Genomic DNA, 22,242 nt, shown 5'->3' with positions numbered 1-22,242 from the left:
TTCGGCCGGCTGCCCGGTCCGCTGCCCCCGGGTGCTTGCGCCGGACGAGGTGGGTGTAGTGCGCTGACACCCATGAGGAAAACGAGAGTTGGTGTACTGACCGCCGCCCTGGCGGCCGGGTCCCTGCTTGCGGGCACGACAGGCCCGAACGCGACGGCGGCCGTTCCGGACGCCGAGAACCGGCCCACCGGATCGTCCGCCCTGAAGGGGATCGACCTGGACACCGTGACGATCCCCGAGTTGCAGGCACGCATGCACAAGGGATCCCTGACGTCGTCGGCGCTGACCCGCGCCTATCTGCGGCGGATCCAGACCGTCGACCCGAAGATCAACGCCGTGCTGCGCACCAGCCCGACGGCGCTCCGCCAGGCCGCGGCCAGCGACGCCAGGCACCGGCGCGGCGAGGCACGCGGGCCGCTCGACGGCATCCCCGTACTGCTCAAGGACAATGTCGACACCCGGGACATGCCGACCACGGCGGGGTCGCTCGCGCTCGCCGGTGAACCCCCCGCCAAGGACGCCGTCCTGGTGACCCGGCTGAAGCGGGCGGGCGCGGTGATCCTCGGCAAGACCAATCTGTCGGAGTGGGCGAACTTCCGGGCGGCCAAGCCGACGTCGGGCTGGTCGGCCGTGGCCGGGCAGACCAACAACCCGTTCGTGCTCGACCGCAACCCGTGCGGGTCCTCGTCCGGTTCGGGCGCCGCCCTCGCCGCGTCCTTGTCCCAGGTGGCGATCGGCACCGAGACGGACGGGTCCATCGTGTGCCCGGCCGGGATGAACGGCGTGGTCGGCCACAAGCCGAGCCTCGGCCTGGTGAGCGGAACCGGCGTGGTGCCGATCTCCTCCGAGCAGGACACCGCGGGTCCCATGGCCCGCAATGTGATCGACACCGCCCTCACCCTGTCCGTGATCGGCGACGACTCCGGCCGACCGGGCGGCGACCGCGCCAAGGGCCGCGCCGAGCACCTCGCGCCCGGCGGGCCGCTCGACCCGCAGCAGCTGCGCGAGGGCGGACTGCGCGGCAAGCGGATAGGGCTGTGGCGGCTGCCGTCCCTCGGCCCCGACGTCGACGCCGTGATGACCCGTACGGCACAGAAGCTGCGGGGCGCCGGTGCCGAGGTCGTCGAGGTGACGCCCCCGTACCAGGCGCGCCTCGCCGAACTGGAGTTCCCGGCGCTGCTCAGCGAGTTCCACCGGGACATCGACGCCTACCTCGGCACCCGCAAGGGCCCCCGCGACCTCGCCGAGCTGATCGAGTTCAACCGCACCCACCCGCAGGAGCAGACCTGCTTCGCCGGCCAGGAACTGTTCGAGCAGGCCCTGGCCGCACCGCCCACCACCGACCCGAAGTACCGCGCCATGCGCGCGGAACTCGCCGACCTGTCGCGGCGCTCGATCGACGAGACGATGGCCGCCCACGACCTGGACGCCATCGCCTCGCCGACGAACCCGCCCGCCTGGACGACGGACTGCGCGCGCGGCGACAACGACGTGATCCCGTCCTCGACGCCCGCGGCCGTCTCCGGCTACCCGTCCCTCTCGGTGCCCGCCGGGTCCGTGGGCGAACTCCCGGTCGGGGTCCTGCTGATGGCCGGTGACCACCAGGACGCCGCACTCCTGTCGCTGGGAGCCGCGGTGGAGCAGCGGCTCCATGCCTGGCGCGCACCCCGCTACCTGCCGTCGGTGGGCCCGGCGACCCCCTGACAGTCCGGCGCGGGACCCTCAGAAGACGGAGAGCCCGGTCAGCGTGGTGAAGCGGTCGAGGGCGGCGACGCCCGCCACCGAGTTGCCGCGCCGATCGAGGCCGGGGCTCCACACGCACACGGTGCAGCGGCCGGGGACGACCGCGATGATGCCGCCGCCCACGCCGCTCTTGCCGGGCAGGCCCACGCGGTGCGCGAAGTCCCCGGCCGCGTCGTAGGTCCCGCAGGTCAGCATGACCGCGTTGACCTGCTTGGCCCGGCTGCGCGTGAGCAGCGTCGAGCCGTCGGCCCGTATGCCGTGCCGGGCGAGGAAGCCTGCGGCCAGGGCGAGGTCGGCGCAGGAGGCCTCGACGGAGCACTGGCGGAAGTACTCGTCGAGGAGGGCGGGCACGGAATTGGCGATGTTGCCGTACGACGCCATGAAGTGGGCGAGGGCGGCATTGCGGTCGCCGTGCGCGGTCTCGGAGGCGGCGACCTTCGCGTCGAAGCCCAGCCCGTCGTTGCCGGACTCGGCGCGCAGGAAGGACAGGAGCGTGCCGGACGCGTCGCCGGTCAGGGTCTGGAGGCGGTCGGTGACGACGAGGGCGCCCGCGTTGATGAAGGGGTTGCGGGGGATGCCGTTCTCGTACTCCAGCTGGACCAGGGAGTTGAAGGGGTTGCCCGAAGGCTCACGGCCGACGTGTTCCCACAGTTCGTCGCCCTCCAGGGAGAGGTCGAGGGCGAGCGTGAAGACCTTGGTGATGGACTGCGAGGAGAAGGGGCGCTGCCAGTCGCCCACTCCGTAGACCGTGCCGTCGAGCTCGGCGACCGCCATGCCGAAGCGCCGGGGGTCGGCGCAGGCGAGCGCCGGGATGTAGTCGGCGGGGCTGCCGCGCCCCGGCAGGGCATCGATCTCGGCGGCGATGCGGTCAAGGACCGGCTGGAGGGTGGACGGCACGGGAACTTGCTCCGTTTTCGTACGGCAATGCGGTGGGGTGTCCGCCATACCTTACGGTGGCGGACCCCCCGGGACGGGACCGCCTGTGCCTCGTGCCGGGGTCCCGTGGCCGCGCGTCGTGCCGGCGGGGTCCGTAGCCGTGCTGCGCCGGGGGAGTCCGCTGCCGTGGCCCCGCCCCCGACAGGGGAGCCGGTGGCCCGGAGACCACCGGCGTCGGACGATCGGGGCGGTCGGCGCGTACCGCCGACGGAGCCGGGCGGACGGGCACGTGCGCGTGCTCGGCGCGACAGGCCGTGCGCGGTCGTGGACGGACGGCCTCCGCTGACCGATGCTCACGCCCATGCCCCAGCACAAGCCCATGCCCGCGCCCCGGCCCTCGTCCTCATCCGCGTTCTCATCCGCGTCCTCATCCGCGTCCTCTTCGACTGACGGCACCACGCCCCGCAGCCGCCGAGGCGTACTCGTCACCACCCTCACCGCCGTCTGCACGCTGGCGCTCACCACCCCGGGAACGACGACCGCCGCGGCCCGCGAAGCGCCGACGGAGACCGCCGCCGACCGGGCGCTCCGCGCCTTCCTCGACCACGGGCCCAAGGCCGCTGTGCTGACCGCCGCCCACCGCGGCCAGTGGCGAAAGGCACCCGAGAACAGCCTGCCCGCGATCGAGGCGGCCTTCGCCGACGGAGCCGAGATCGTCGAGGTCGACGTCCAGCTGACCAAGGACGGCGTCCCGGTCCTGATGCACGACGACACCCTGGAGCGCACCACCGACGGCACGGGACGCGTCGCCGACGTCACCTACGCCGAGCTGCGGGGGCTGCGCCTGCGCGTGGGACTCGGCGGCCGCCAGGCGGCGCTCACCACGCACCGTGTGCCCACGCTCGCCGACGCCATGAAGGCGGCGAAAACCCGTGGGCTCGTCAACCTCGACCAGGCATGGCGGGACCGGGAGGCCGTCATGGGCGTCCTGGAGCAGACCGGCACCGTGCGCAACGGCCTGTTCAAGTCCCGGGCGGCCGTGCCCGAGGTACGGGCGTTCCGCACCCGCCACCCGGACGCGCTCTACATGCACCTCGTCGACGACGACAACGCCGGTTCGGTCAAGGAGTTCGGGGACGCCGCCCCGCCCGCGTTCGAGATCGTCTTCGACGACGTCAAGGACGCGGTGGCCGACGCCGCCTTCCTGAAGGGGGTACGGGGCGCCGGCCGCGTATGGATCAACAGCATGCGCGACGAGTTCGCCGCGGGGCACACCGACGAAGCCTCCCTGATCGACCCCGCGCGCGGCTGGGGCAGGCTCATCGACACCTACCTGGCCACGGTCATCCAGACCGACAACGTCGAGGAGCTGAAGTCGTACCTGGCCAAAGGCCCGGTGAACCAGGTGCCACCCGGCGCGGTGCGGGTCCAGGGGGAGGCGTACACACCCGGAAAGGAGGGGGTCTCCTACCACGACACCGATCCCGGGAACCGGGGCGACGGACCCGGGCGGCCCGGCGACGGCGTCGACATCTGCGACCACGACGGCGCGGTGGTGGTGTGCTGGATGCGCGGCACGGAGTGGCTGACGTACACCGTGGACGTGCCGCGGACCGGCGACTACACCTTCAAGGCCCGGGTGTCGTCGCCCTACTCACCGGCAGGGACCTACCGCGTCGCCTTCGACGGCGGCCCGGCGAGCGGCCCCGTCCAGGTGGCGAACACGACGGCGCACCACGCCTTCGCCGTGCAGGGCAGCGGTGTCACGCGCCGCCTGAACAGCGGCAGGCACACCCTGCGGCTCTCCCTTGACGACAAGGTGCCGCAGAACTGGAACCTGGACTACCTCCAGCTGGAGCCGGTGCGCCGCTGAGTCCCGCCGCGGACAGCGGACAGCGGACAGCGGCCGACGGACAGCGGCCGACGGACAGCGGGCGGCCCCGGTACCGGGAGGTACCGGGGCCGCCTGGGGGAACGGGACGTCAGTCCAGGTCCATCTCGCCGAAGGTGGGCGAGGAGTTGCCGATGGCGTGGACGTTGGCGTGGGCGTTCACGTCGTGGCCCGGGACGACGTGGACGTTGGTGACCCGCTCGGGAGCGTCGTCGGCGGCGGCGGTGCCGGCGGCGGCGACGGTGGCGGCGGCCGCCAGGACGACGGCGGAGAAGGCGGTACGAATACGCATGGAATTGCTCTCCTGTGGGGAGGGAGGGAGCTGACGTTCTCCATTCGATAGGACTCGGCCGCCCACTGCCAGGAAGCGGAATGGTGCGTCAGGGTGAAGCACCGGAGCGGGCCGTAACCTACTCGAACCGCGAGGTGTCCCCGGCGCCCCGCCGGACGATCTCGACGTCGCCGCCGGAGAAGTCGATGACGGTGGTGGGCTCCGTGCCGCAGTCGCCGGAGTCGATGACCGCGTCCACCACGTGGTCGAGGCGCTCCTTGATCTCCCAGCCCTGGGTCAGCGGGGCCTCCTCGCCCGGCAGCAGGAGCGTGCTGGACAGGAGCGGCTCCCCGAGCTCGGCGAGCAGGGCCTGGGCGATGGCGTGGTCGGGGATCCTGACCCCGACCGTCTTCTTCTTCGGGTGCAGGAGCTGGCGCGGCACCTCCTTCGTCGCCGGGAGGATGAACGTGTAGCTGCCCGGCGTCGCCGCCTTGATGGTGCGGAACACATCGTTGTCGAGGTACACGAACTGCCCCAACTGCGCGAAGGTCTGGCACACCAGGGTGAAGTGGTGACGGTCGTCGAGGTTGCGGATCGAGCGGATCCGGCCGATGCCGTCGCGGTTGCCCAGCTGGCAGCCGAGCGCGTAGCAGGAGTCCGTCGGATACGCGATGAGCGCTCCTGACCGGATGCTGTCCGCCACCGTGCTGATGGTGCGTCGCTGCGGGTTCTCGGGGTGCACGTCGAAGTACTTCGCCATCCGGTGAGTTTAGGGCCTCTCCAGCGGGCCGGCGCGATGCGCCGCTCAGCCGCCGCGCCGTACCCGGGCAGTGACGCAGCGGATCTGCACCGCGAGCCATGCCGCCGTCGCCGCCCAGGCCAGCGGGCCGCCGGCGGCGGCCAGTGCGGGGATGTGCCGGACCCCGGCAAGCTGCGCGGTCGCGGTGGCGTACATGCCGGCGGGGAAGACGACGCACCACAGGGCGGGCTCGTACGCGAGCGGCACCCGGTGGCGCAGATGTCGCCAGGCCCCGGCGGCCAGCAGGACGGGGATCAGGGCGGTGGCCCACCCCCAGAGGGCGACGACCGCGCCGCCGAGCAGGGCGCGCACCGGACCCGGCAGGACGTCCGCGGGGGCGAGGAGCCGGGCACCCGCCAGGATGCTGATGGCGGCGGCCCCCATGGCGACCCAGTAGACGGGCGTGAACCGGGCGGGTCCCGGCGGGTTGCGCAGGAGTCGGCGGACGACCGCCGTGAACGTGGCCGTGTAGAGCAGTACGCCCGTACACCACAAAGGGAGACCGACGAGCGTGACGGCGCCGCCGGGGTGCAGTCCGGTGAGGGCGACCACGAGGGACTGGAGCCCGACGGTGAGCAGGAACCACGTGCCGTCCGCCTGCTCGGCCGCCTCCCACCGGCTCGTACGCAGGATCCGCAGGACGCACAGGGCGAGCACCGGCCACAGCGCACCGGCGAGCGCCAGGAGCATCCATCCCGCGCAGCGCGCCGGGCCCTGGGTCAGCCGGGCCGCCAGCACGCCGCAGGCTGCGACGAAGGTGAAGTGGCCGAAGACGCGGGCGGGGTCGCGGAGTTCGGACCTGAGGCGGTCGGGGCAGTGGGTGTACTTGGCGACGGTGGCGGTGAGAAGGACGCAGTAGAGGGCGCAGGCGACGCCGAAGAGCAGCTGCGAGACGCCGCGGGTGTCGGGGCGGGCCAGGGCGCGCGAGACGATGCCGGTGGCCATGACGGGGGCGAAGCAGGCCGGTGCCGGCTCGCGGCACCAGCGCGGCACCGCCGCGCCGCGCCGCCCCGTGCGCCCCTGCTCGGTCACCACCCGCGGGCCTGGTGCGTCACCGCCGTGCGGCGGCGTCCGGCGGCGGCGCGTGCGGGCCCGGGGGAGGCGCGGGGCGCGACGCGGGCCGCGAAGCCGGGGCGTGCCGGGTGCCGCGGGAGCGGTAGACGACGTAGGGCCGGGCCGGATAGCCGAGGGGCGCGGTGAAGGCGTGCACCAGGCGGCTGAAGGGCCACAGGGCGAACAGGGCCATCCCGAGCAGCGCGTGGAGCTGATAGACGAGCGGGGCGTCCGACATGGCGGACACGTCGGGGTCCAGGCCGAAGAGCGACCGGAACCACACCGAGACGCCGACGCGGTAGTCGTAGGGATGGGGTCGCAGGGTGGTGGCCGTGGCGGCGAGCCCCGCCAGGATCACCGTGAGGAGTACGGGGTAGACGACGCGGTCGCTGCGGCTGGTGGCCGCGCGGACGGCGGGCACCCGCAGCCGCCGGTGGAGCAGGATCACGAGCCCCGCGAGGGTGGCGAGGCCCGCGGTGCCGCCCACCAGGAGCGCGTTGGCGTGGTAGACGCGCTCGTGGACGTGGGCGCGTTCGGTGAACGACTCGGGGACGGCCAGGCCGATGACGTGCCCGGCGACGACGAAGAGCAGCCCGAAGTGGAACAGCGGGCCGCCCACGCTCAGCAGCCGGTGTTCGTGCAGCTGGCTGGAGCGGGTGGTGAACCCGAACCGGTCGTAGCGGTACCGCCAGGCGGTACCGGAGACCAGGAGGGCGACGCAGAGGTAGGGCAGCACGCCCCACAGGGCGGTGTGCAAGTGGTTCACCGTGCGGCCTCCGCGGGGTGTGGGGGGTGCGGGCCCGGGACGTGCGGGACGGGAAGGAGAGGCGGGTCCACCGGTCCTCGCGGGGCCTGCCCGGTGAACGGCAGCAGGCCGACGGTCTCCGTGGGCGGTCCGGTGCGGGCCAGGCGCAGCGCGGCGGCGCGGTCCGCGGGCGAGGCTCCGGGGAGTGTGTGGCAGACGGCTTCCAGGACGTGGACGTAGGGGCTGCGGTGGTCGCCGAGGGCGAGGCGGAGGAGTTCCAGGCCCGCGCGGTGCTCCTGGAGCGCGCGCACCCCCGGTTCCGGGCAGCGCGCGGCGAACTCCAGCGCCAGGGGCAGGAAGTCGGGCAGTTCGTCGGGGGGCGGCTGCCAGCCGTGGGTGCGGTACAGGTCCTGCCAGGACAGCAGGGACTGCCCGCGACGGCGGGTGTCGCCGTCGGTGTAGTAGGTCAGATGCAGGGTGCGGCGCCGGCTGCGGTCGAAGGTGACGACGTAGCGGGCCGACAGATCGAGGACGGGGACACCGGCGAGGGCGTCGCAGCAGCGCCGCAGCGACCGCGCCGCGGGCCCGGGCGCCGCGGCCAGGCAGTCCCTGACGAGGCGGATCCTGTCGGGCCACCGGTCGTCGGGGTGGAGCAGCAGGAGCGAGGCGGCCTGGTGGACGAGCGGGGAAGGCGCGTGGACGGCGGAGGCGTTCATTCGGTCTTCTCCCCCCGGCGCGGGAAGAGACCGGCGGGACGCCCGCGACCGTTCCAGCCGAGGAGGTTGACCCGGCCGCGCAGCGACGTCCCCGCGTGCTCGGGCTCGGGGCCGCCGGGCGGCACGGAGGGGCCGCCCGCGGGCGCGTCGACCAGGGGGGCGTGGAAGGCGTCCGCGTCGTACATGCCGGGACCGCCGTCGTGGTCGAGGCTGCAACCGCCGCCGTCGTCGGCGCCCGGCGTGGGGGCCGTGTAGCTGGTGGGGATGACGTAGCGCTCCTCGTACTTCGCCAGGGCGAGCAGGCGGTACATGGCCTCGATGCTGTCGGTGTCCATGCCCACGGCGGCGGCGATGGCCGGGTCGCGCTCCTCGCCGAGGTTCACCCGCCGCATGTGGCTGCGCATCGCGGCCAGACGGCACAGGGAGGCCTCGACGGGCGCGGGGTCGCCCGCCGTGAACAGCTCCGCCAGGTACTCCACGGGGATGCGCAGGGAGTCGATGGCGGCGAAGAGCTTGGCGGGGTCCTCCCCGTCGTGTCCCGTCGCGGTGAGGGACTCCACGACCGGGGACAGCGGCGGGATGTACCAGACCATGGGCATCGTGCGGTACTCCGGATGCAGCGGGAGCGCCACGCGGTAGCGGGAGATCAGGGCGTGCACGGGGGAGCGGCGGGCGGCGGTGATCCAGTCGTGCGGGATGCCCGAGGCCTCGGCGGCGCGCGCCACTTCGGGGTCGTCCGGGTCCAGGAAGCAGTCGAGCTGCGCCTCGTACAGGGCCTGTTCGTCGGGCGTGGCGGCGGCCGCGCCGACGCGGTCGGCGTCGTAGAGGACCACGCCGAGGTAGCGCAGCCTGCCCACGCAGGTCTCGGAGCAGACGGTGGGCTCGCCGGCCTCGATGCGCGGATAGCAGAAGGTGCACTTCTCGGCCTTGCCGGAGGAGTGGTTGAAGTAGACCTTCTTGTACGGGCAGCCGGTGACGCACATGCGCCAGCCGCGGCAGCGGTCCTGGTCGACGAGGACGATGCCGTCCTCGATGCGCTTGTAGAGGGCCCCCGACGGGCACACGGCCACGCACGACGGGTTCAGGCAGTGTTCGCAGATCCGCGGCAGATAGAACATGAAGGCCTGCTCGTACTCCAGGCGCACATCGGCGTTCATCTTGCGGAGCACCGGGTCGGCGGCGAGGTGTTCGGGGCCGCCGCCCAGGTCGTCGTCCCAGTTCGGCCCCCAGGTGACCGCGGTGGGCCTGCCGTCGATCAGGGAGCGGGGCGGCGCGGTGGGCACGTCGTCGCCGAGGGGCGCGGAGATCAGGTTCTCGTAGTCGTACGTCCACGGCTCGTAGTAGTCGTCGAGCGAGGGCAGTTCGGGGTTGGCGAAGAGGCGGGCCAGGCGGCGCGCCCGGCCGCCGCTGCGGGGCACGACCCTGCCGTGCTTGAGGGTCCAGCCGCCCTTCCAGCGGTCCTGGTCCTCGTAGGTGCGGGGGTAGCCCTGGCCGGGGCGGGTCTCGACGTTGTTGAACCAGGCGTACTCGGTGCCGGACCGGTTGGTCCAGGTCTGCTTGCAGGTGACCGAGCACGTGTGGCAGCCGATGCACTTGTCGAGATTCATGACCATGGCGACCTGTGCCATGACTCGCATCAGTACGTGACCTCCTGGGAGCGACGGCGGATGACGGTGACCGCGTCGCGCTGATTGCCGGTGGGGCCGTAGTAGTTCGGGGCGAAGGAGAGCTGGGCGTGGCCCCCGATCAGATGGGTGGGCTTGATGAGCAGCCGCGTGAGGGCGTTGTGGACGCCGCCGCGCCGCCCGGTGGCCTCGGACTTGGGCACGTTCACCAGGCGTTCCTGGACGTGGTACATGAACACCGTGCCGGTCGGCATCCGGTGCGAGACGATCGCGCGCGCCACCACGACGCCGTTGGCGTTGACCGCCTCGATCCAGTCGTTGTCGGCCACCCCGATCGACTCGGCGTCGGCCACGCCGATCCAGATGACGGGCCCGCCGCGCGCCAGGGTCTGCATCAGGAGGTTCTCCTGGTACTCGGAGTGGATGGACCACTTCGAGTGCGGCGTCAGATAGCGCACCGTCACCGACTTCCCCTCGCCGCTCACCTGCGGCTGCTCGCCGAGGACGGCCTGGTCTAGGGGCGGCCGGTAGACGGGCAGTTGCTCGCCGTACTCCGCGATCCAGGCGTGGTCGAGATAGAAGTGCTGGCGTCCGGTGAGGGTGTGCCAGGGCTTGCGGTGCTCGGTGTTGATGGTGAACGGGGCGTAGCGGCGGTCGGGGGCCTCCTTCCCGGACCATTCGAAGCTCGCCCCCACCTGCACGGGCCGCGCCTGGGTGTCGGAGAAGACGATGCGCCGCTCGGCCACGGACGCACCGAGGTCATCGAGTGCGGACGCGGGTCCGCAGCGCTCGGCGAGCTGCCGGAAGCCCTCGGCGGCGACCCGCCCGTTGGTGGTGCCTGACAGGGCCAGGATCGCCTCGCACATCTTGACGTCGGTGTCCAGGAGCGGCCGCCCGGCCGCCGGGCCCCGCGGGGCCGTGCCGCAGCGGGCGGCGAGCCAGCGGCTCTCCGGCTCGGCGCGTACGGTGATGCCCTTGGCCGTGAGACCTGCCGTGTCCGGCAGCGGTCCGAGGGCGGCCATCTTGTCGGCGACCGCGGTGAAGTCCCGCTCCACCAGGTGGAACTGCGGTCCGGTGGCGTCGTCCGGCGGTGCCTCGCCCGGGGTGTCGTGTTGCAGGGCGGTGGCGACGAGGTCGTACGCCGTCTCCAGGCGTCCCGCGGCGAGGCGGCTGACCTCGGCGGCGAGGCCGTGGAAGATCTCGAAGTCGGTGCGGGCCTGCCACGGCGGCACGATCGCCGGTGAGAAGGCGTGGACGTAGGGGTGCATGTCCGTGCTGGACAGGTCGTGCTTCTCGTACCAGGTCGCCGCGGGCAGGACCAGGTCGGCGTACAGGGTGGTCGACGTCATCCGGAAGTCGAGGGCGAGCAGCAGGTCGAGCTTGCCGCGCGGGGCCTCCGCGCGCCAGGTCACGTCGCGGGGCCTGGCCTCGGGCGGTGCCTCGTCGGCGCTCGCGTTGTCGGTCGCGCCGAGGAGGTGCCGCAGGAAGAACTCGTTGCCCTTGGCCGAGGAGCCGATCAGGTTGGCCCGCCACACCGTGAGCACGCGCGGCCAGTTGGCGGGGTCGTCCGGGTCGTCGCAGGCGTACCCGAGGCGTTTGGCCGCACGCTCCTCGGCGATCCAGCGCGCGGGGTCCGCTCCCGTCTCGCGCACCCGCCGCCCGAGGTCGAGGGGGTTGGCGGAGAACGTCGGGTACGACGGCATCCACCCCTTGCGGGCGGAGTGCGCCACCAGGTCCGCGGTGTGCATGCCGCCGATGCCACCGGGCGCGGTCGGCGACGCGAGCAGGTCGGCGGTGAACTTCTCGTAGCGCCACTGGCCGGTGTGCAGGTACCAGTACGGGGTCCCCGGCATCTGCCGTGAGGGGCGGCCCCAGTCCGAGGCCGTCGCCAGTTGCTGCCAGCCGGCATAGGGACGGACCTTCTCCTGCCCCACGTAGTGCGCCCAGCCGCCGCCGTTGACGCCCTGGCAGCCGGTGAGGAGCAGCAGCGAGAGGAACGAGCGGTAGATCGTGTCGGAGTGGAACCAGTGGTTGGTGCCGGCCCCCATCACGATCATGCAGCGGCCCCGGGTCTGCTCCGCGGTCCTCGCGAACTCGCGCGCGGCCCGCACCACCGCCCCGGCGGGGACGGACGTGATCGCCTCCTGCCACGCGGGCGTGCACGGTGTGGACGCGTCCTCGTACGAGCGGGGCCACTGCCCCCCGAGGCCGGGGCGCGCCACCCCGTACTGGGTCAGCATCAGGTCGAACACCGTGGTCACCAGGCGTCCGCCGACGCGGCGCACCGGGACCGCGCGGCCCACCGTGGCGCCCTCCTCGTCGAAGCGCGGCAGCGTCACCGGCGCCGACCGCGTCCCCGGCCTGCCGTACAGGCTCAGAAGGGGCACGGTGTCCCCGAGGTCGAGGTTCCAGCGGCCCTCGCCCTCCTTCGTCCAGCGGTCGCCCAGGGTGCCGTGGGGCACGACCACGGTGTCGGTGCTCTCGTCGTAGAGCACCGGCATCCACCGGCGCGTCCGCGCGGCGGCGTCGGGTGCCAGATCGAGGTCCTCGGCGGTGACGAAGGCGCCGGGCGTGTACGTGCCGTCGTCGCGCTCGTCCAGGGCGACGAGGAAGGGCAGGTCGGTGAACTGGCGTACGTAGTCGTCGAAGTAGGGCACCCGGCGCTCGACGAAGCACTCGCGCAGGATCACGTGCCCCATCGCCATGGCGAGCGCCCCGTCGGTGCCGGGGTGGGGGTGCAGCCACTCGTCGGCGAACTTCGTGGCGTCGGCGTAGTCGGGGGAGACCACGACGACCTTCTGGCCGCGGTAGCGGGCCTCCGCCATCCAGTGCGCGTCCGGTGTGCGGGTGACGGGGACGTTCGAGCCCCACAGCATCAGATACGCCGCGTCCCACCAGTCGCCCGACTCCGGTACGTCGGTCTGGTCGCCGAAGACCTGCGGCGAGGCGATCGGGAGGTCGGCGTACCAGTCGTAGAACGACAGCATCGGCGCGCCGATCAGCGCGTGGAAGCGGGCGCCCGCCGCGTGCGAGGCCATCGACATCGCCGGGATGGGCGAGAAACCGGCGATGCGGTCGGGCCCGTACTCCTTGAGGGTGTGCACATGCGCGGCAGCGGCGATCTCCAGGGCCTCGTCCCAGCCGATGCGCACCAGGCCGCCCCTGCCGCGCGCCGACTGGTAGCGGCGACGCCGGTCGGGGTCTCCAGTGACCTCGGCCCATGCCGCCACCGGGTCACCGCCATGACGGCGCTTTGCTTCCCGGAACATTTCCACGAGCACGCCGCGGGCGTGGGGGTAGCGCACACGCGTGGGTGAATAGGTGTACCAGGAGAAGGAGGCGCCGCGCGGGCAGCCCCGTGGTTCGTAGTCGGGACGGTCGGGTCCCGTCGAGGGGTAGTCGGTCGCCTGGGTCTCCCACGCGATCAGACCGTCCTTGACGTACACCTGCCACGAACACGAGCCCGTGCAGTTCACCCCGTGAGTGGAGCGCACCACCTTGTCATGGGCCCAACGGTCCCGGTACGGCTGGTCGTTGACCGACTGATCGGCGCGGAAGACGGCTCTTCCCTCGGGCGTCGTCGGCGCCCTGCGCAGCAGCCGCCCGGCTTCCAGCAGTCGTTCGGCGGCCTCCGCCGCGGCACGTTCCGCCCTCGCTCTGCCACGCCCCATGCACGGACTCCCCTCGGGGACGAGCACCGGACGGATCGCGTCCGGCGCCTCTCACCACGACGGGGACAGATTCCTCTCGCGGAGCTAGTGAAAGGAATCACTTTTTCGCCAGTTGGTTGTATTCAGAACTTTCTTTTCCCGCCCTTTGCACTCACCACCCTTTGCGATGAGAGATTCCGGCCAAGTGCCATGTGCGGAGGTTTGCGAGGCGCGCACACGGCACGGGTGTGCTCACAGCGACACCGCGTAACCGATGAGGCCGACGGCGATCAGGACGACGAGCGCGAGGATGATGATCAGCGGGGCCTTGGCCCAGCCGGTCGTCGGGTTGTGGGACTCGTCGGGGCCCGCGCCCGGTGTGCTTCCCTCCGCAGGTGGGGTCTCGCCCGGTGGCACGCCGCCGCCCGGTTCGAGGCCCGTCGTGCGGAAGGGGTCAGGGTCGGGATTCCTCCCGTTTGTCTCACTCATGGCCGCCGGGTGCCCCGATCGCGGTGATCGACACGCCGATCCCCCGATCGGGGCACGGCCGGGGGACGCCCGCGACAGGCGGCACCGGCGCGCCGGTCAGTCGACGTACGATTCAAGCCCGCCGCGGCGCCGGACGTCGAGAGTGGCGCAGTGGAACGAACCCCCGAACGGCGCGTAGTGCAGCAGGTCGCAGGGGATCGGCTCGAACCCCCAGCTCTCGAGCGCCCGCAGGGTGCCGGTGTGGTGCCGCTCCGCGATCACCCGCTTCTCGTCGATCATCAGCAGATTCATGCTGAGCCACTTGCCGCACATCGACGTCAGCTTGAGCAGCCGCTCGTCGATCGGATCGGGTTCCGGGGCGACCAGGACGTCCCAGGACTTGAGGGCGTCCGGCAGCCGGTCCACGTCGATGTACTCCGGGTTGACGAGCACCTTGCCGGGGGCGAGCAGCATGAGCGTGGTGTCGATGTGCATGGGCGTGCGGCAGCGGCTCTCGATCTCGTGGATGCGGTAGCCCGGTCCCAGATGGCGGCGCATCCACTCGATGCCCATCCCGTTGGTGACGTTGCTCCGCAGGACGAACAGGTCCCGGCCCGCACGCACGAAGTCCGCCGCGTCGAACACCGGCTCGAACTCGGTCAGGAGGTAGCGCATGGGCTCGTCCGCGGCGGGCGGCCGGAAGCCGGGCCGGTACAAGGCCTCGGAGAGCTGCGGTTTCGGCGCGGCCGTCCAGCGGGCGCCGCGCCGGAAGTAGTCCTTGAGGAGCGTGCGGTAGGAGTGCGTCTCGAAGTACCGGCACGGCCAGGCCATCGGCGTCTCGATGATCTCGTCGCCGACCACCAGCATGCTGTCGCGCGGACAGGCGTTGCAGAAGCCGCGGGAGGACCACTCCGGCGTGCCGAAACGCTTCCTGCCGTCGATCGCGTCCGGCCGGGTGACCGTGACGCCCAGGGACTGGAGCAGAACGACGAACTGGTCGAGCTCACGCCGCGCCCGCTCGACCATCACCCGCGGATAGGAGAACCCGGAGACCACTCCCTGCATCCTGCCCGCCCACGGCGGCACGTTGCAGGACACGACCGGGTGGTCCGAAGGGAACGTCGCGCCGTCGAGCCGCCCGACGATGATCTCTTCCAGGGGGTCCCACTCGTTGTGCGAGTTGACCGGCGAGACGAGCGGGCCCGCGACGGCCGCTTCCGCGGACACGGCAGGTCCGGTCCTGGTGCCTGTGCCTGTTCGAGTTCCGGTGCCGGTGTCAGCACCGGTGTGGGAATCGGTGTCGGCGTCGGGCGGCACGGCCGGTGACGGTGCTGTCATGTGTGCGTTCCACCTCGCGTCTCAGGGGTGCCGGTGTTCCGCCGTCGCCACCAGGAATATCCCGGTCAGGGCCAGCCAGAGGCCCCCCAGGTCGTCGGCGAACACCACCTGTGCGAGGCCGAGCAGCAGCAGCGGCCACCCCACGTGACGCCCGGCCGCACCCGCCACCGCCGTGGCGCGCGACCGGTCTCCCGTACGCCGCCACACCAGGGCGTGCAGCAACCGGGCGCCGTCGAGCGGCGCGCCGGGCAGCAACTGGCCCACGAACAGGAGCACATTGACCGCCGCCAGCCACGCGAGCGTCTCCGCCGTCAGTTCGGAGAGCCCCGCCGCATCGACCAGCAACGCGGACAGCGCCGCCACCAGGGCGAGGCCCAGGCTGACCAGCGGGCCCACGACGGCCGTCCGCAACTCCGCCCCCGGAGTCGGCGCCGTGTTCCACGAGCGCGCGGTGCCGCCGGACGAGGAGCGCAGCAGGAACGAGCCGACGGCCACACCCTGCCGCCCGGCCACGGCTGCCCGGGCCCCGTCACGCGCGAGCAGCGACACGAAACAGGCCACGGCGGCCATCAGGCCCACCGCCCAGTACACCCACGGGGAGCGCCCCGGATGGACGGCGGGCAGCCGTGCCTCGGCGAGGCCCACCACGGCAAGGGCGAAGGCGACGGGCACGGCCCGGTGGACGTCCACCCGCATGCCGAGCGGGTGCCTCAAGGGCAGGCTCTTCGTCATGGATGGCGCCTCCTCGCGGCCCGTTCTCCAGCGTGGGTCTGCTGCGGTGCCCCTCTGCGAGCAGCGGTACCGGCTCCGCCCGGGGGCGGTGCGACAGCGAGGGGGCCTGGAACGAGTGACCCGCGTGCGGGGCCGCCAAACGCGGGAGCCGCCATCCGGGGCAGGAGCCGCCCGGAGGTCACCCGGTGTCCGCGTCGAGCAGTATGCGGGTCACCACGTCCCAGTCGATGTGGCGCGATTCCTCCCCGACGGGGCTGAGCCGCCGGGTGACCTCCAGCCACCGGCTCAGGACGGCGTGCGCGATCTCGATCACCGCGCCGACTCCCGGGGGACCGAGACGCACCCGCACGACGTCGGCCCCGAGCGCGCGGGACACCGGCCAGGCGGCGACGTCGCCCATCCCGTCGCGGCCGAGCAGCGAGCAGAGGAGGAGGTCCCGGGACAGGGTCCACGCCACGGACGCCGTACCGGCCTCGAGGAGCACGTGCACGGCGAAGGGGTCGTGCAGCGAGTACCGCAGGCTCAGTGCGAAGGGGGCAGGAGGCTGCCGGTCCCGTACGAGGTGGGCGGTGCAGCGCAGGACCGTGAACGGCCACGGATCGGTTTCGACGAGCGTGACAGGGGTCGACATCAGGTGCCGCAGCTTTCCCGTGGCCATGATGTGCCGCCCGCGGTCGGGAGGGACACCATGGAGCCGCCGGGCAGCGGCAGGTGCCTGCTGCGCCGGGTTCTCGAACAACCTCCGGCGCGACGAGTCTCCGCGAGGGCCCGTGCCAAACCTGCCGGAAGCGGGAAACACGTACGTCCGGGCCGGCCCCGAAGGGACCGGCCCGGACGTGGACGTCGGCTGTGTCGGGCGATCAGGCGACGTCGAACCGGTCGAGGTCCATCACCTTGCTCCACGCCGCGACGAAGTCGTGCACGAACTTCTCCTTCGCGTCGTCGCTCGCGTACACCTCGGCGAGTGCGCGCAGCTCGGAGTTCGAGCCGAAGACGAGGTCGGCACGGGTGCCGGTCCACTTCACCGCGCCGGTGGCGTCGCGGCCCTCGAACTCGTCCTGCGCCTCGGACGTCGACTTCCACGTCGTGTCCAGGTCGAGCAGGTTGACGAAGAAGTCGTTCGTCAGCGTGCCCGGCCTGTCGGTGAGGACACCGTGCCTGGACTGGCCGTGCGTGGCACCGAGGACGCGCAGACCGCCGACCAGGGCGGTCATCTCGGGCGCGCTCAGGGTCAGCAGGTTCGCCTTGTCGAGCAGCAGGAACTCGGCGGGCAGCCGGTTGCCCTTGCCGACGAAGTTGCGGAAGCCGTCGGACGCGGGCTCGATCGCGGCGAAGGACTCGACGTCCGTCTGCTCCTGGGAGGCGTCGACGCGGCCCGGGATGAAGGGCACCTGGACGTCGTGGCCCGCGTCCTTGGCCGCCTTCTCCACGGCCGCGCCACCCGCGAGGACGATCAGGTCGGCGAGGGAGACCTGCTTGCCGCCCGCGGCGTCGAAGGACTCCTTGACGCCCTCCAGCGTGCGCAGCACCTGCGCGAGCTCCTCGGGGTTGTTGACCTCCCAGTTGCGCTGCGGCTCCAGGCGGACGCGGGCGCCGTTGGCCCCGCCGCGCTTGTCGCTGCCGCGGAAGGAGGACGCCGAGGCCCAGGCGGTGGAGACCAGCTGGGAGACCGTGAGGCCCGAGCGGAGCACCTGCTCCTTGAGGGAGGCGATGTCCGCGGCGTCGACGACCTCGCCGGTGCGCTCAGGCAGCGGGTCCTGCCACAGCAGCACCTCGGAGGGGACCTCGGGGCCGAGGTAGCGGACGACCGGGCCCATGTCGCGGTGCGTCAGCTTGTACCAGGCGCGGGCGAACGCGTCCGCGAACTCCTGCGGGTTCTGGTAGAAGCGGCGCGAGATCGGCTCGTAGACCGGGTCGTAGCGCAGCGACAGGTCGGTGGTCAGCATCGTCGGGCGGTGCTTGCGCGACGGGTCGTGCGCGTCGGGGATGATCTCCGGGGCGTTCTTCGCCACCCACTGGTTGGCGCCCGCCGGGCTCTGGGTGAGCTCGTACTCGTACTCGAAGAGGTTCTTGAAGAATCCCATGCCCCACTGGGTGGGGGTGGTGGTCCAGGTGACCTCGAGGCCGCTGGTGATGGTGTCGGCGCCCTTGCCGGTGCCGTACGTGTTGTGCCAGCCGAGGCCCATCTGCTCCAGGGACGCGGCCTCGGGGTCCGGGCCGACGTTGTCCGCGGGGCCCGCGCCGTGGGTCTTGCCGAAGGTGTGGCCACCGGCGATGAGGGCCACGGTCTCCTCGTCGTTCATCGCCATGCGGCGGAACGTCTCGCGGATGTCGCGGGCCGCAGCGATCGGGTCCGGGTTGCCGTTGGGGCCCTCGGGGTTGACGTAGATGAGGCCCATCTGGACGGCGCCGAGGGGGCTTTCCAGCTCGCGGTCGCCGGTGTAGCGCTTGTCGTCGAGCCAGTTGGTCTCGGGACCCCAGTAGACGTCCTCCTCCGGCTCCCACACGTCCTCACGGCCACCGGCGAAGCCGAAGGTCTCCAGGCCCATGCTCTCCAGGGCCACATTGCCGGTGAGGATCAGGAGGTCGGCCCAGGAGATGCTCTGGCCGTACTTCTTCTTGACCGGCCACAGGAGTCGGCGGGCCTTGTCGAGGCTCACGTTGTCCGGCCAGCTGTTGAGCGGCGCGAAGCGCTGCTGACCGGCGCCGGCGCCGCCGCGGCCGTCGCTGATCCGGTACGTGCCCGCGCTGTGCCAGGCCATACGGATCATGAGCGGGCCGTAGTGCCCGAAGTCGGCGGGCCACCAGTCCTGCGAGGTGGTGAGGACCTCGGCGATGTCCCGTTTCACGGCCGGCAGGTCGAGGGAGCGGAACGCCGCGGCGTAGTCGAACTCCTCGCCCAACGGGTTCGCCACGGCGGGGTTCTTGGCAAGGATCTTCAGGTTCAGGCGCTCCGGCCACCACTGGCGGTTTCCGCCGCCCTGCGTGGGGTGCGCGGCGCGGCCGTGGGCGACCGGGCAGCCACCGGTGCCCTCCGACGTCTCCTCGAACTTCGGGTCGGTGACGATTGCGTCCGGGTTCTCAGCCATGGGAAACCTTTCGAACTGGTGACGGCCGACGCCGACCTGTCCAACCCTCGGCCACCGTCGGGGAACCGATCCTACGATGGACAGAGTCCAGGTCAAGAAGCTCAACTGGTCCGTAGGGAATCGGAATTCGTACATCTACCGGTAACCTTGGTTCAGTCAACCGATCCTGGATGGGTGAACCGACATGAGTGACCTGCTGGAGCGGCTGCGGGGACGGGGCTGGCGCGTGACCTCCCAGCGACGCGTCGTCGCGGAGGTACTCGACGGCGATCACGTGCACCTCACCGCCGAGGAAGTGCACGCGCGCGCCGCGGAGAGACTGCCCGAGATCTCCCGGGCGACCGTCTACAACACGCTGGGCGAGATGGTCTCCCTCGGCGAGGTCATGGAAGTGTCCACCGACGGCCGCGCCAAGCGCTACGACCCCAACGCCCACCAGCCGCACCAGCACTTGGTGTGCTCCGCCTGCGGCATCATCCGCGACGTCCACCCCAGCGGCGACCCCCTCGCCGACCTCCCCCCTGCGCAGCGGTTCGGCTTCACCGTGTCCCAGGTGGAGGTCACCTACCGCGGGGTGTGCGCGTCCTGCGCCTGATCGTTCGATGCGTCGGCGGCGTCTGATCACACGCCGAGGGGCGGCCGGTCACCCGGCCGCCCCTGAGCGCTTCCTCCACGGTCACGCCTTGGGCATCAGGACCGTGTCGATGATGTAGACGTTCGCGTTGGCGGTCCTCACGTTGCCGCAGACCACCTTCGCGCTGTCGTTGACCTTGTAGTCCTCGCCGGAGCCCGCGGTCGTGAGCTTCGACTTCTCCAGGGTCGCGTACGAGCCCTTCTCCAGGTCCTCGGGCGTCAGCTTCTTGCCCACGACGTGATACGTGAGGATCTTGGTGAGCTGGGCCTTGTCGCTGAGGACCTTGTCCAGGTCGGCCTTGGGGATCTTGGCGAAGGCGTCGTTGGTGGGCGCGAACACCGTGACGTCCTGGGCGTTGTTGAGGGTGTCGACCAGGCCCGCCTTCTTGACGGCGGTGACGAGCGTGGAGAGCGCCGGGTTGTTCGACGCGGCGGTGGCGACGGGGTCCGCCGCCATGCCGTCGAAGCTGCCCTTGCCGTCCTTGGGCACCGACGCGCAGCCGGGACCGAACGGCTCCGTCATGCTCGCCGTGTCGTCCGCGGGGGTCTCCTCGGCGGAGGTCCCGGAGTCCGTCGACTTCTCGGACGCGGACGCGGCCTTGTCCTTGCTGTCGCCGTCGCCGTCGGAACAGGCCGCCAGCGTCAGGGGCAGGGCGAGAGCCGCGGTCGCGGCGATGACGGTACGACGGAAACGGAGGGTCTGCGTGTTCATGGTCTTCTCCTGATAGAGAGCGGGGGGCTTGTAGGGAACGGGTCTTGTAGGAAACAGGTGGTTTGCAGGGAACGGGGTGTGGAGGGAGGGGGAGGCTGGTCTTGTAGGGAAGTGGGGGAGGCGGGAGGGGGGAGCGGTTCGGTGCCGCGGGTCAAGTCACGGTGACCACCACCGAGTGGCGGCCGCTCGCGCCGTCGGGGACGGTCCGGGTCCGTCTCGCGGTCTGGGTCCGGCCCGTCCGGTCGGTGGCGCGGACGGTGAGGGTGTGGTTGCCCGGGGCCGCCCGCCAGCGGAAGGACCACTGCCGCCAGGTGTCCCGGGTGTCCTCGGCGGCGAGTTCGGCCCGCTGCCAGGGCCCGTCGTCCACCCGCAGCTCGACCCTGTCGATGCCGCGGTGCTGCGCCCAGGCGACACCGGCGACCGTCACCGTGCCCGCCTTCGGCCTGGCGAAGGGCTTGGGGGTGTCGATACGGGACTGGGTCTTGATCGGCGCCTTGCGGGCCCAGTCGCGCTTGACCCAGTAAGGGTCGTAGGCGTCGAACGTCGTCAGCTCGATGTCCTCGATCCACTTGCAGGCGGACACATAGCCGTACAGACCGGGAACGACCATGCGTACGGGGAAGCCGTGCGCGAACGACAGCGGTTCGCCGTTCATGCCGAGGGCGAGCATCGCGTCGCGTCCGTCCATGACGTCGTCCACGGGCGTGCCGATGGTCATGCCGTCCACCGACCGTGCCACCAACTGGTCCGCGGGGCCGCCACGGGCCGGGGGCTCGACACCGCACTCGGCGAGCAGCGCGGCCAGCGGGACCCCGAGCCAGCGGGCGTTGCCCACGTACGGCCCGCCCACCTCGTTGGACACGCAGGTCAACGTGATGTCCCGCTCGATCAGCCGTCGGCGCAGCAGATCGTCGAAGGACACGGTCACGGGGCGGTCCACGCCCTCGCCGTGGATCCGCAGGCGCCAGGTGTCCGCGTCGACCTTCGGCACCACGAGCGCGGTGTCGACCCGGTAGAAGTCCTTGTTGGCTGTGCGGAACGCACTGACGCCGGGCACACGGAGGCCGGCTCCCGCGGGCACGGGTGCCGCCGCCGACGCGGGGGCTGGCAGCCTGATCCGCCGGCGTGAGGCGACGGCGTCCTTGCCCCGCACGTCGTTCAGCACCCTGCCGAGGACCCCCGCTCCGGCGGAGGCGGCGGCCGCGGCGCCCGTCGCCACGACGAACCCGCGCCGGTTCCATCCCGGGTTCCGGCCGTCGTCCCCCGGTTGCTCACCGCTCGTGCCGAGGGCCTGCGGCTCCCCTGCCACGTCAGCTTCACCGCCCCGGGCGGGGCCGCGCCGCACGGGCCGGGCGGCGCGGCCCACGAGCCCGTACAGGAGCACCGCCCCGGCCACGGCTCCCACGACGGACGGCAGCGCGTCGGTGAAGCCGGTCGAGTCCGGCCTGCCCGTCGCCGCCCACGCCCCGACGACGCCGAAGAGCAGTACCCCCGCCGAGCCGACGGCGCGGTGGCGAACGGCGAGGACGCCGAGCGCCACCGCGAACAGGGCGAGGACGGCGAGGATGCCCCACTGGAGGACGAGCTTGTCGTTGGTGCCGAACTCGCGGATCGCCCAGTCCTTGACCGCGGGCGGCGTACGGTCGATCGCCGCGCCGCCCACCGCCACCACCGGACCGGCCTCGGGCCGCACCGCCGCGGAGACCAACTCGGCGACGGCCAGCGCGGCGAACCCGGCGACCAGTCCGCTCAGGCCGCCTGTCAGGCTGCCCCTCAGGGCCGCCCGCCGGGCGGTACCTCGTACGGCGCCGCTCGTGCCCGTGCTGTTCTCCGAAGTCCTCACATGAGGGATTCGGTGCCGAGGGCCCGGCGGATTGGTCTTTTCCCGCACCGGTCGACCG

General features: G+C 72.1%; 18 protein-coding genes. 3 read left to right on the top strand and 15 right to left on the bottom strand.

Features of this window, described 5'->3' with window-relative positions:
• The first annotated feature begins 72 nt into the window (after positions 1-72).
• The gene (locus ACH4DX_RS20325; protein ID WP_398156126.1) at positions 73-1,704 is read left to right on the top strand and encodes an amidase; all 1,632 of its coding nucleotides are present in this window, start codon (positions 73-75) and stop codon (positions 1,702-1,704) included.
• Between the two features lie 18 nt (positions 1,705-1,722).
• On the opposite strand, the gene ACH4DX_RS20320 is transcribed toward ACH4DX_RS20325, so the two are convergent.
• A complete protein-coding gene (locus tag ACH4DX_RS20320; protein ID WP_398156125.1) occupies positions 1,723-2,688 on the bottom strand; it encodes a glutaminase in 966 nt (321 codons plus the stop codon).
• Between the two features lie 292 nt (positions 2,689-2,980).
• On the opposite strand from ACH4DX_RS20320, the gene ACH4DX_RS20315 reads away from it, so the two are divergent.
• A complete protein-coding gene (locus ACH4DX_RS20315; RefSeq protein ID WP_398156124.1) occupies positions 2,981-4,492 on the top strand; it encodes a glycerophosphodiester phosphodiesterase family protein in 1,512 nt (503 codons plus the stop codon).
• Positions 4,493-4,601: 109 nt separating this feature from the next.
• On the opposite strand, the gene ACH4DX_RS20310 is transcribed toward ACH4DX_RS20315, so the two are convergent.
• The 12 genes from ACH4DX_RS20310 to katG form a co-directional block, all read right to left on the bottom strand.
• On the bottom strand, positions 4,602-4,802 hold the full coding sequence (locus ACH4DX_RS20310; protein WP_398156123.1) for a hypothetical protein: 201 nt from the start codon (positions 4,800-4,802) through the stop codon (positions 4,602-4,604).
• Between the two features lie 118 nt (positions 4,803-4,920).
• A complete protein-coding gene (locus ACH4DX_RS20305) occupies positions 4,921-5,541 on the bottom strand; it encodes an L-threonylcarbamoyladenylate synthase (protein ID WP_398122924.1) in 621 nt (206 codons plus the stop codon).
• A 45-nt stretch (positions 5,542-5,586) separates the two neighbouring features.
• Positions 5,587-6,612, bottom strand: coding sequence for a tellurite resistance/C4-dicarboxylate transporter family protein (locus ACH4DX_RS20300; protein ID WP_398156122.1), 1,026 nt, complete (start codon positions 6,610-6,612; stop codon positions 5,587-5,589).
• A 19-nt stretch (positions 6,613-6,631) separates the two neighbouring features.
• Entirely contained in the window at positions 6,632-7,399 is a 768-nt protein-coding gene (narI, locus tag ACH4DX_RS20295; RefSeq protein ID WP_398156121.1) for a respiratory nitrate reductase subunit gamma, read from the bottom strand.
• Positions 7,396-8,094, bottom strand: coding sequence for a nitrate reductase molybdenum cofactor assembly chaperone (gene narJ / locus ACH4DX_RS20290; protein WP_398156120.1), 699 nt, complete (start codon positions 8,092-8,094; stop codon positions 7,396-7,398). The genes narI and narJ overlap by 4 nt, the downstream gene beginning before the upstream one ends.
• Complete coding sequence (gene narH, locus ACH4DX_RS20285; RefSeq protein ID WP_398156119.1) at positions 8,091-9,731, bottom strand: nitrate reductase subunit beta; 1,641 nt, start codon at positions 9,729-9,731, stop codon at positions 8,091-8,093. Before narH ends, narJ begins: the two co-directional genes overlap by 4 nt.
• Complete coding sequence (locus ACH4DX_RS20280) at positions 9,731-13,390, bottom strand: nitrate reductase subunit alpha (protein ID WP_398156118.1); 3,660 nt, start codon at positions 13,388-13,390, stop codon at positions 9,731-9,733. The genes narH and ACH4DX_RS20280 overlap by 1 nt, the downstream gene beginning before the upstream one ends.
• 231 nt (positions 13,391-13,621) lie before the next feature.
• Positions 13,622-13,858, bottom strand: coding sequence for a DUF6480 family protein (locus tag ACH4DX_RS20275; RefSeq protein WP_398122918.1), 237 nt, complete (start codon positions 13,856-13,858; stop codon positions 13,622-13,624).
• A gap of 96 nt (positions 13,859-13,954) precedes the next feature.
• Complete coding sequence (locus ACH4DX_RS20270) at positions 13,955-15,064, bottom strand: amidinotransferase (protein ID WP_398156117.1); 1,110 nt, start codon at positions 15,062-15,064, stop codon at positions 13,955-13,957.
• Positions 15,065-15,196: 132 nt separating this feature from the next.
• Positions 15,197-15,907: a site-2 protease family protein gene (locus ACH4DX_RS20265; RefSeq protein WP_398156116.1), complete on the bottom strand. Its 711-nt coding sequence runs from the start codon at positions 15,905-15,907 to the stop codon at positions 15,197-15,199.
• A gap of 178 nt (positions 15,908-16,085) precedes the next feature.
• Complete coding sequence (locus tag ACH4DX_RS20260; RefSeq protein ID WP_398156115.1) at positions 16,086-16,565, bottom strand: SsgA family sporulation/cell division regulator; 480 nt, start codon at positions 16,563-16,565, stop codon at positions 16,086-16,088.
• Positions 16,566-16,767: 202 nt separating this feature from the next.
• Entirely contained in the window at positions 16,768-18,996 is a 2,229-nt protein-coding gene (gene katG / locus ACH4DX_RS20255) for a catalase/peroxidase HPI (protein ID WP_398156114.1), read from the bottom strand.
• Between the two features lie 184 nt (positions 18,997-19,180).
• On the opposite strand from katG, the gene ACH4DX_RS20250 reads away from it, so the two are divergent.
• The gene (locus ACH4DX_RS20250) at positions 19,181-19,591 is read left to right on the top strand and encodes a Fur family transcriptional regulator (protein WP_398122913.1); all 411 of its coding nucleotides are present in this window, start codon (positions 19,181-19,183) and stop codon (positions 19,589-19,591) included.
• Between the two features lie 81 nt (positions 19,592-19,672).
• Here ACH4DX_RS20250 and ACH4DX_RS20245 read toward each other — a convergent pair whose 3' ends face one another.
• A complete protein-coding gene (locus ACH4DX_RS20245) occupies positions 19,673-20,341 on the bottom strand; it encodes a fasciclin domain-containing protein (RefSeq protein ID WP_398156113.1) in 669 nt (222 codons plus the stop codon).
• A gap of 151 nt (positions 20,342-20,492) precedes the next feature.
• Positions 20,493-22,118 (bottom strand): molybdopterin-dependent oxidoreductase, encoded by a 1,626-nt coding sequence (locus ACH4DX_RS20240; RefSeq protein WP_398156230.1) that lies wholly within the window; start codon positions 22,116-22,118, stop codon positions 20,493-20,495.
• Positions 22,119-22,242: the final 124 nt, after the last annotated feature.

This window comes from Streptomyces sp. NPDC017940 (assembly GCF_044328435.1).
Classification (GTDB): Bacteria; Actinomycetota; Actinomycetes; order Streptomycetales; family Streptomycetaceae; genus Streptomyces.
Note: the sequence above shows the minus strand (reverse complement) of the source record. Positions and strands in the feature narration are given on the sequence as shown.

Coding starts and splice junctions, on each gene's coding strand:
- ACH4DX_RS20320 (WP_398156125.1), bottom strand. CDS start 2,688: ATGGCGGACACCCCACCGCATTGCCGTACGAAAACGGAGCAAGTTCCC.
- ACH4DX_RS20265 (WP_398156116.1), bottom strand. CDS start 15,907: ATGACGAAGAGCCTGCCCTTGAGGCACCCGCTCGGCATGCGGGTGGAC.
- narJ (WP_398156120.1), bottom strand. CDS start 8,094: ATGAACGCCTCCGCCGTCCACGCGCCTTCCCCGCTCGTCCACCAGGCC.
- ACH4DX_RS20310 (WP_398156123.1), bottom strand. CDS start 4,802: ATGCGTATTCGTACCGCCTTCTCCGCCGTCGTCCTGGCGGCCGCCGCC.
- ACH4DX_RS20280 (WP_398156118.1), bottom strand. CDS start 13,390: ATGGGGCGTGGCAGAGCGAGGGCGGAACGTGCCGCGGCGGAGGCCGCC.
- ACH4DX_RS20315 (WP_398156124.1), top strand. CDS start 2,981: ATGCCCCAGCACAAGCCCATGCCCGCGCCCCGGCCCTCGTCCTCATCC.
- ACH4DX_RS20275 (WP_398122918.1), bottom strand. CDS start 13,858: ATGAGTGAGACAAACGGGAGGAATCCCGACCCTGACCCCTTCCGCACG.
- ACH4DX_RS20305 (WP_398122924.1), bottom strand. CDS start 5,541: ATGGCGAAGTACTTCGACGTGCACCCCGAGAACCCGCAGCGACGCACC.
- ACH4DX_RS20245 (WP_398156113.1), bottom strand. CDS start 20,341: ATGAACACGCAGACCCTCCGTTTCCGTCGTACCGTCATCGCCGCGACC.
- katG (WP_398156114.1), bottom strand. CDS start 18,996: ATGGCTGAGAACCCGGACGCAATCGTCACCGACCCGAAGTTCGAGGAG.
- narH (WP_398156119.1), bottom strand. CDS start 9,731: ATGCGAGTCATGGCACAGGTCGCCATGGTCATGAATCTCGACAAGTGC.
- ACH4DX_RS20250 (WP_398122913.1), top strand. CDS start 19,181: ATGAGTGACCTGCTGGAGCGGCTGCGGGGACGGGGCTGGCGCGTGACC.
- ACH4DX_RS20260 (WP_398156115.1), bottom strand. CDS start 16,565: ATGGCCACGGGAAAGCTGCGGCACCTGATGTCGACCCCTGTCACGCTC.
- ACH4DX_RS20325 (WP_398156126.1), top strand. CDS start 73: ATGAGGAAAACGAGAGTTGGTGTACTGACCGCCGCCCTGGCGGCCGGG.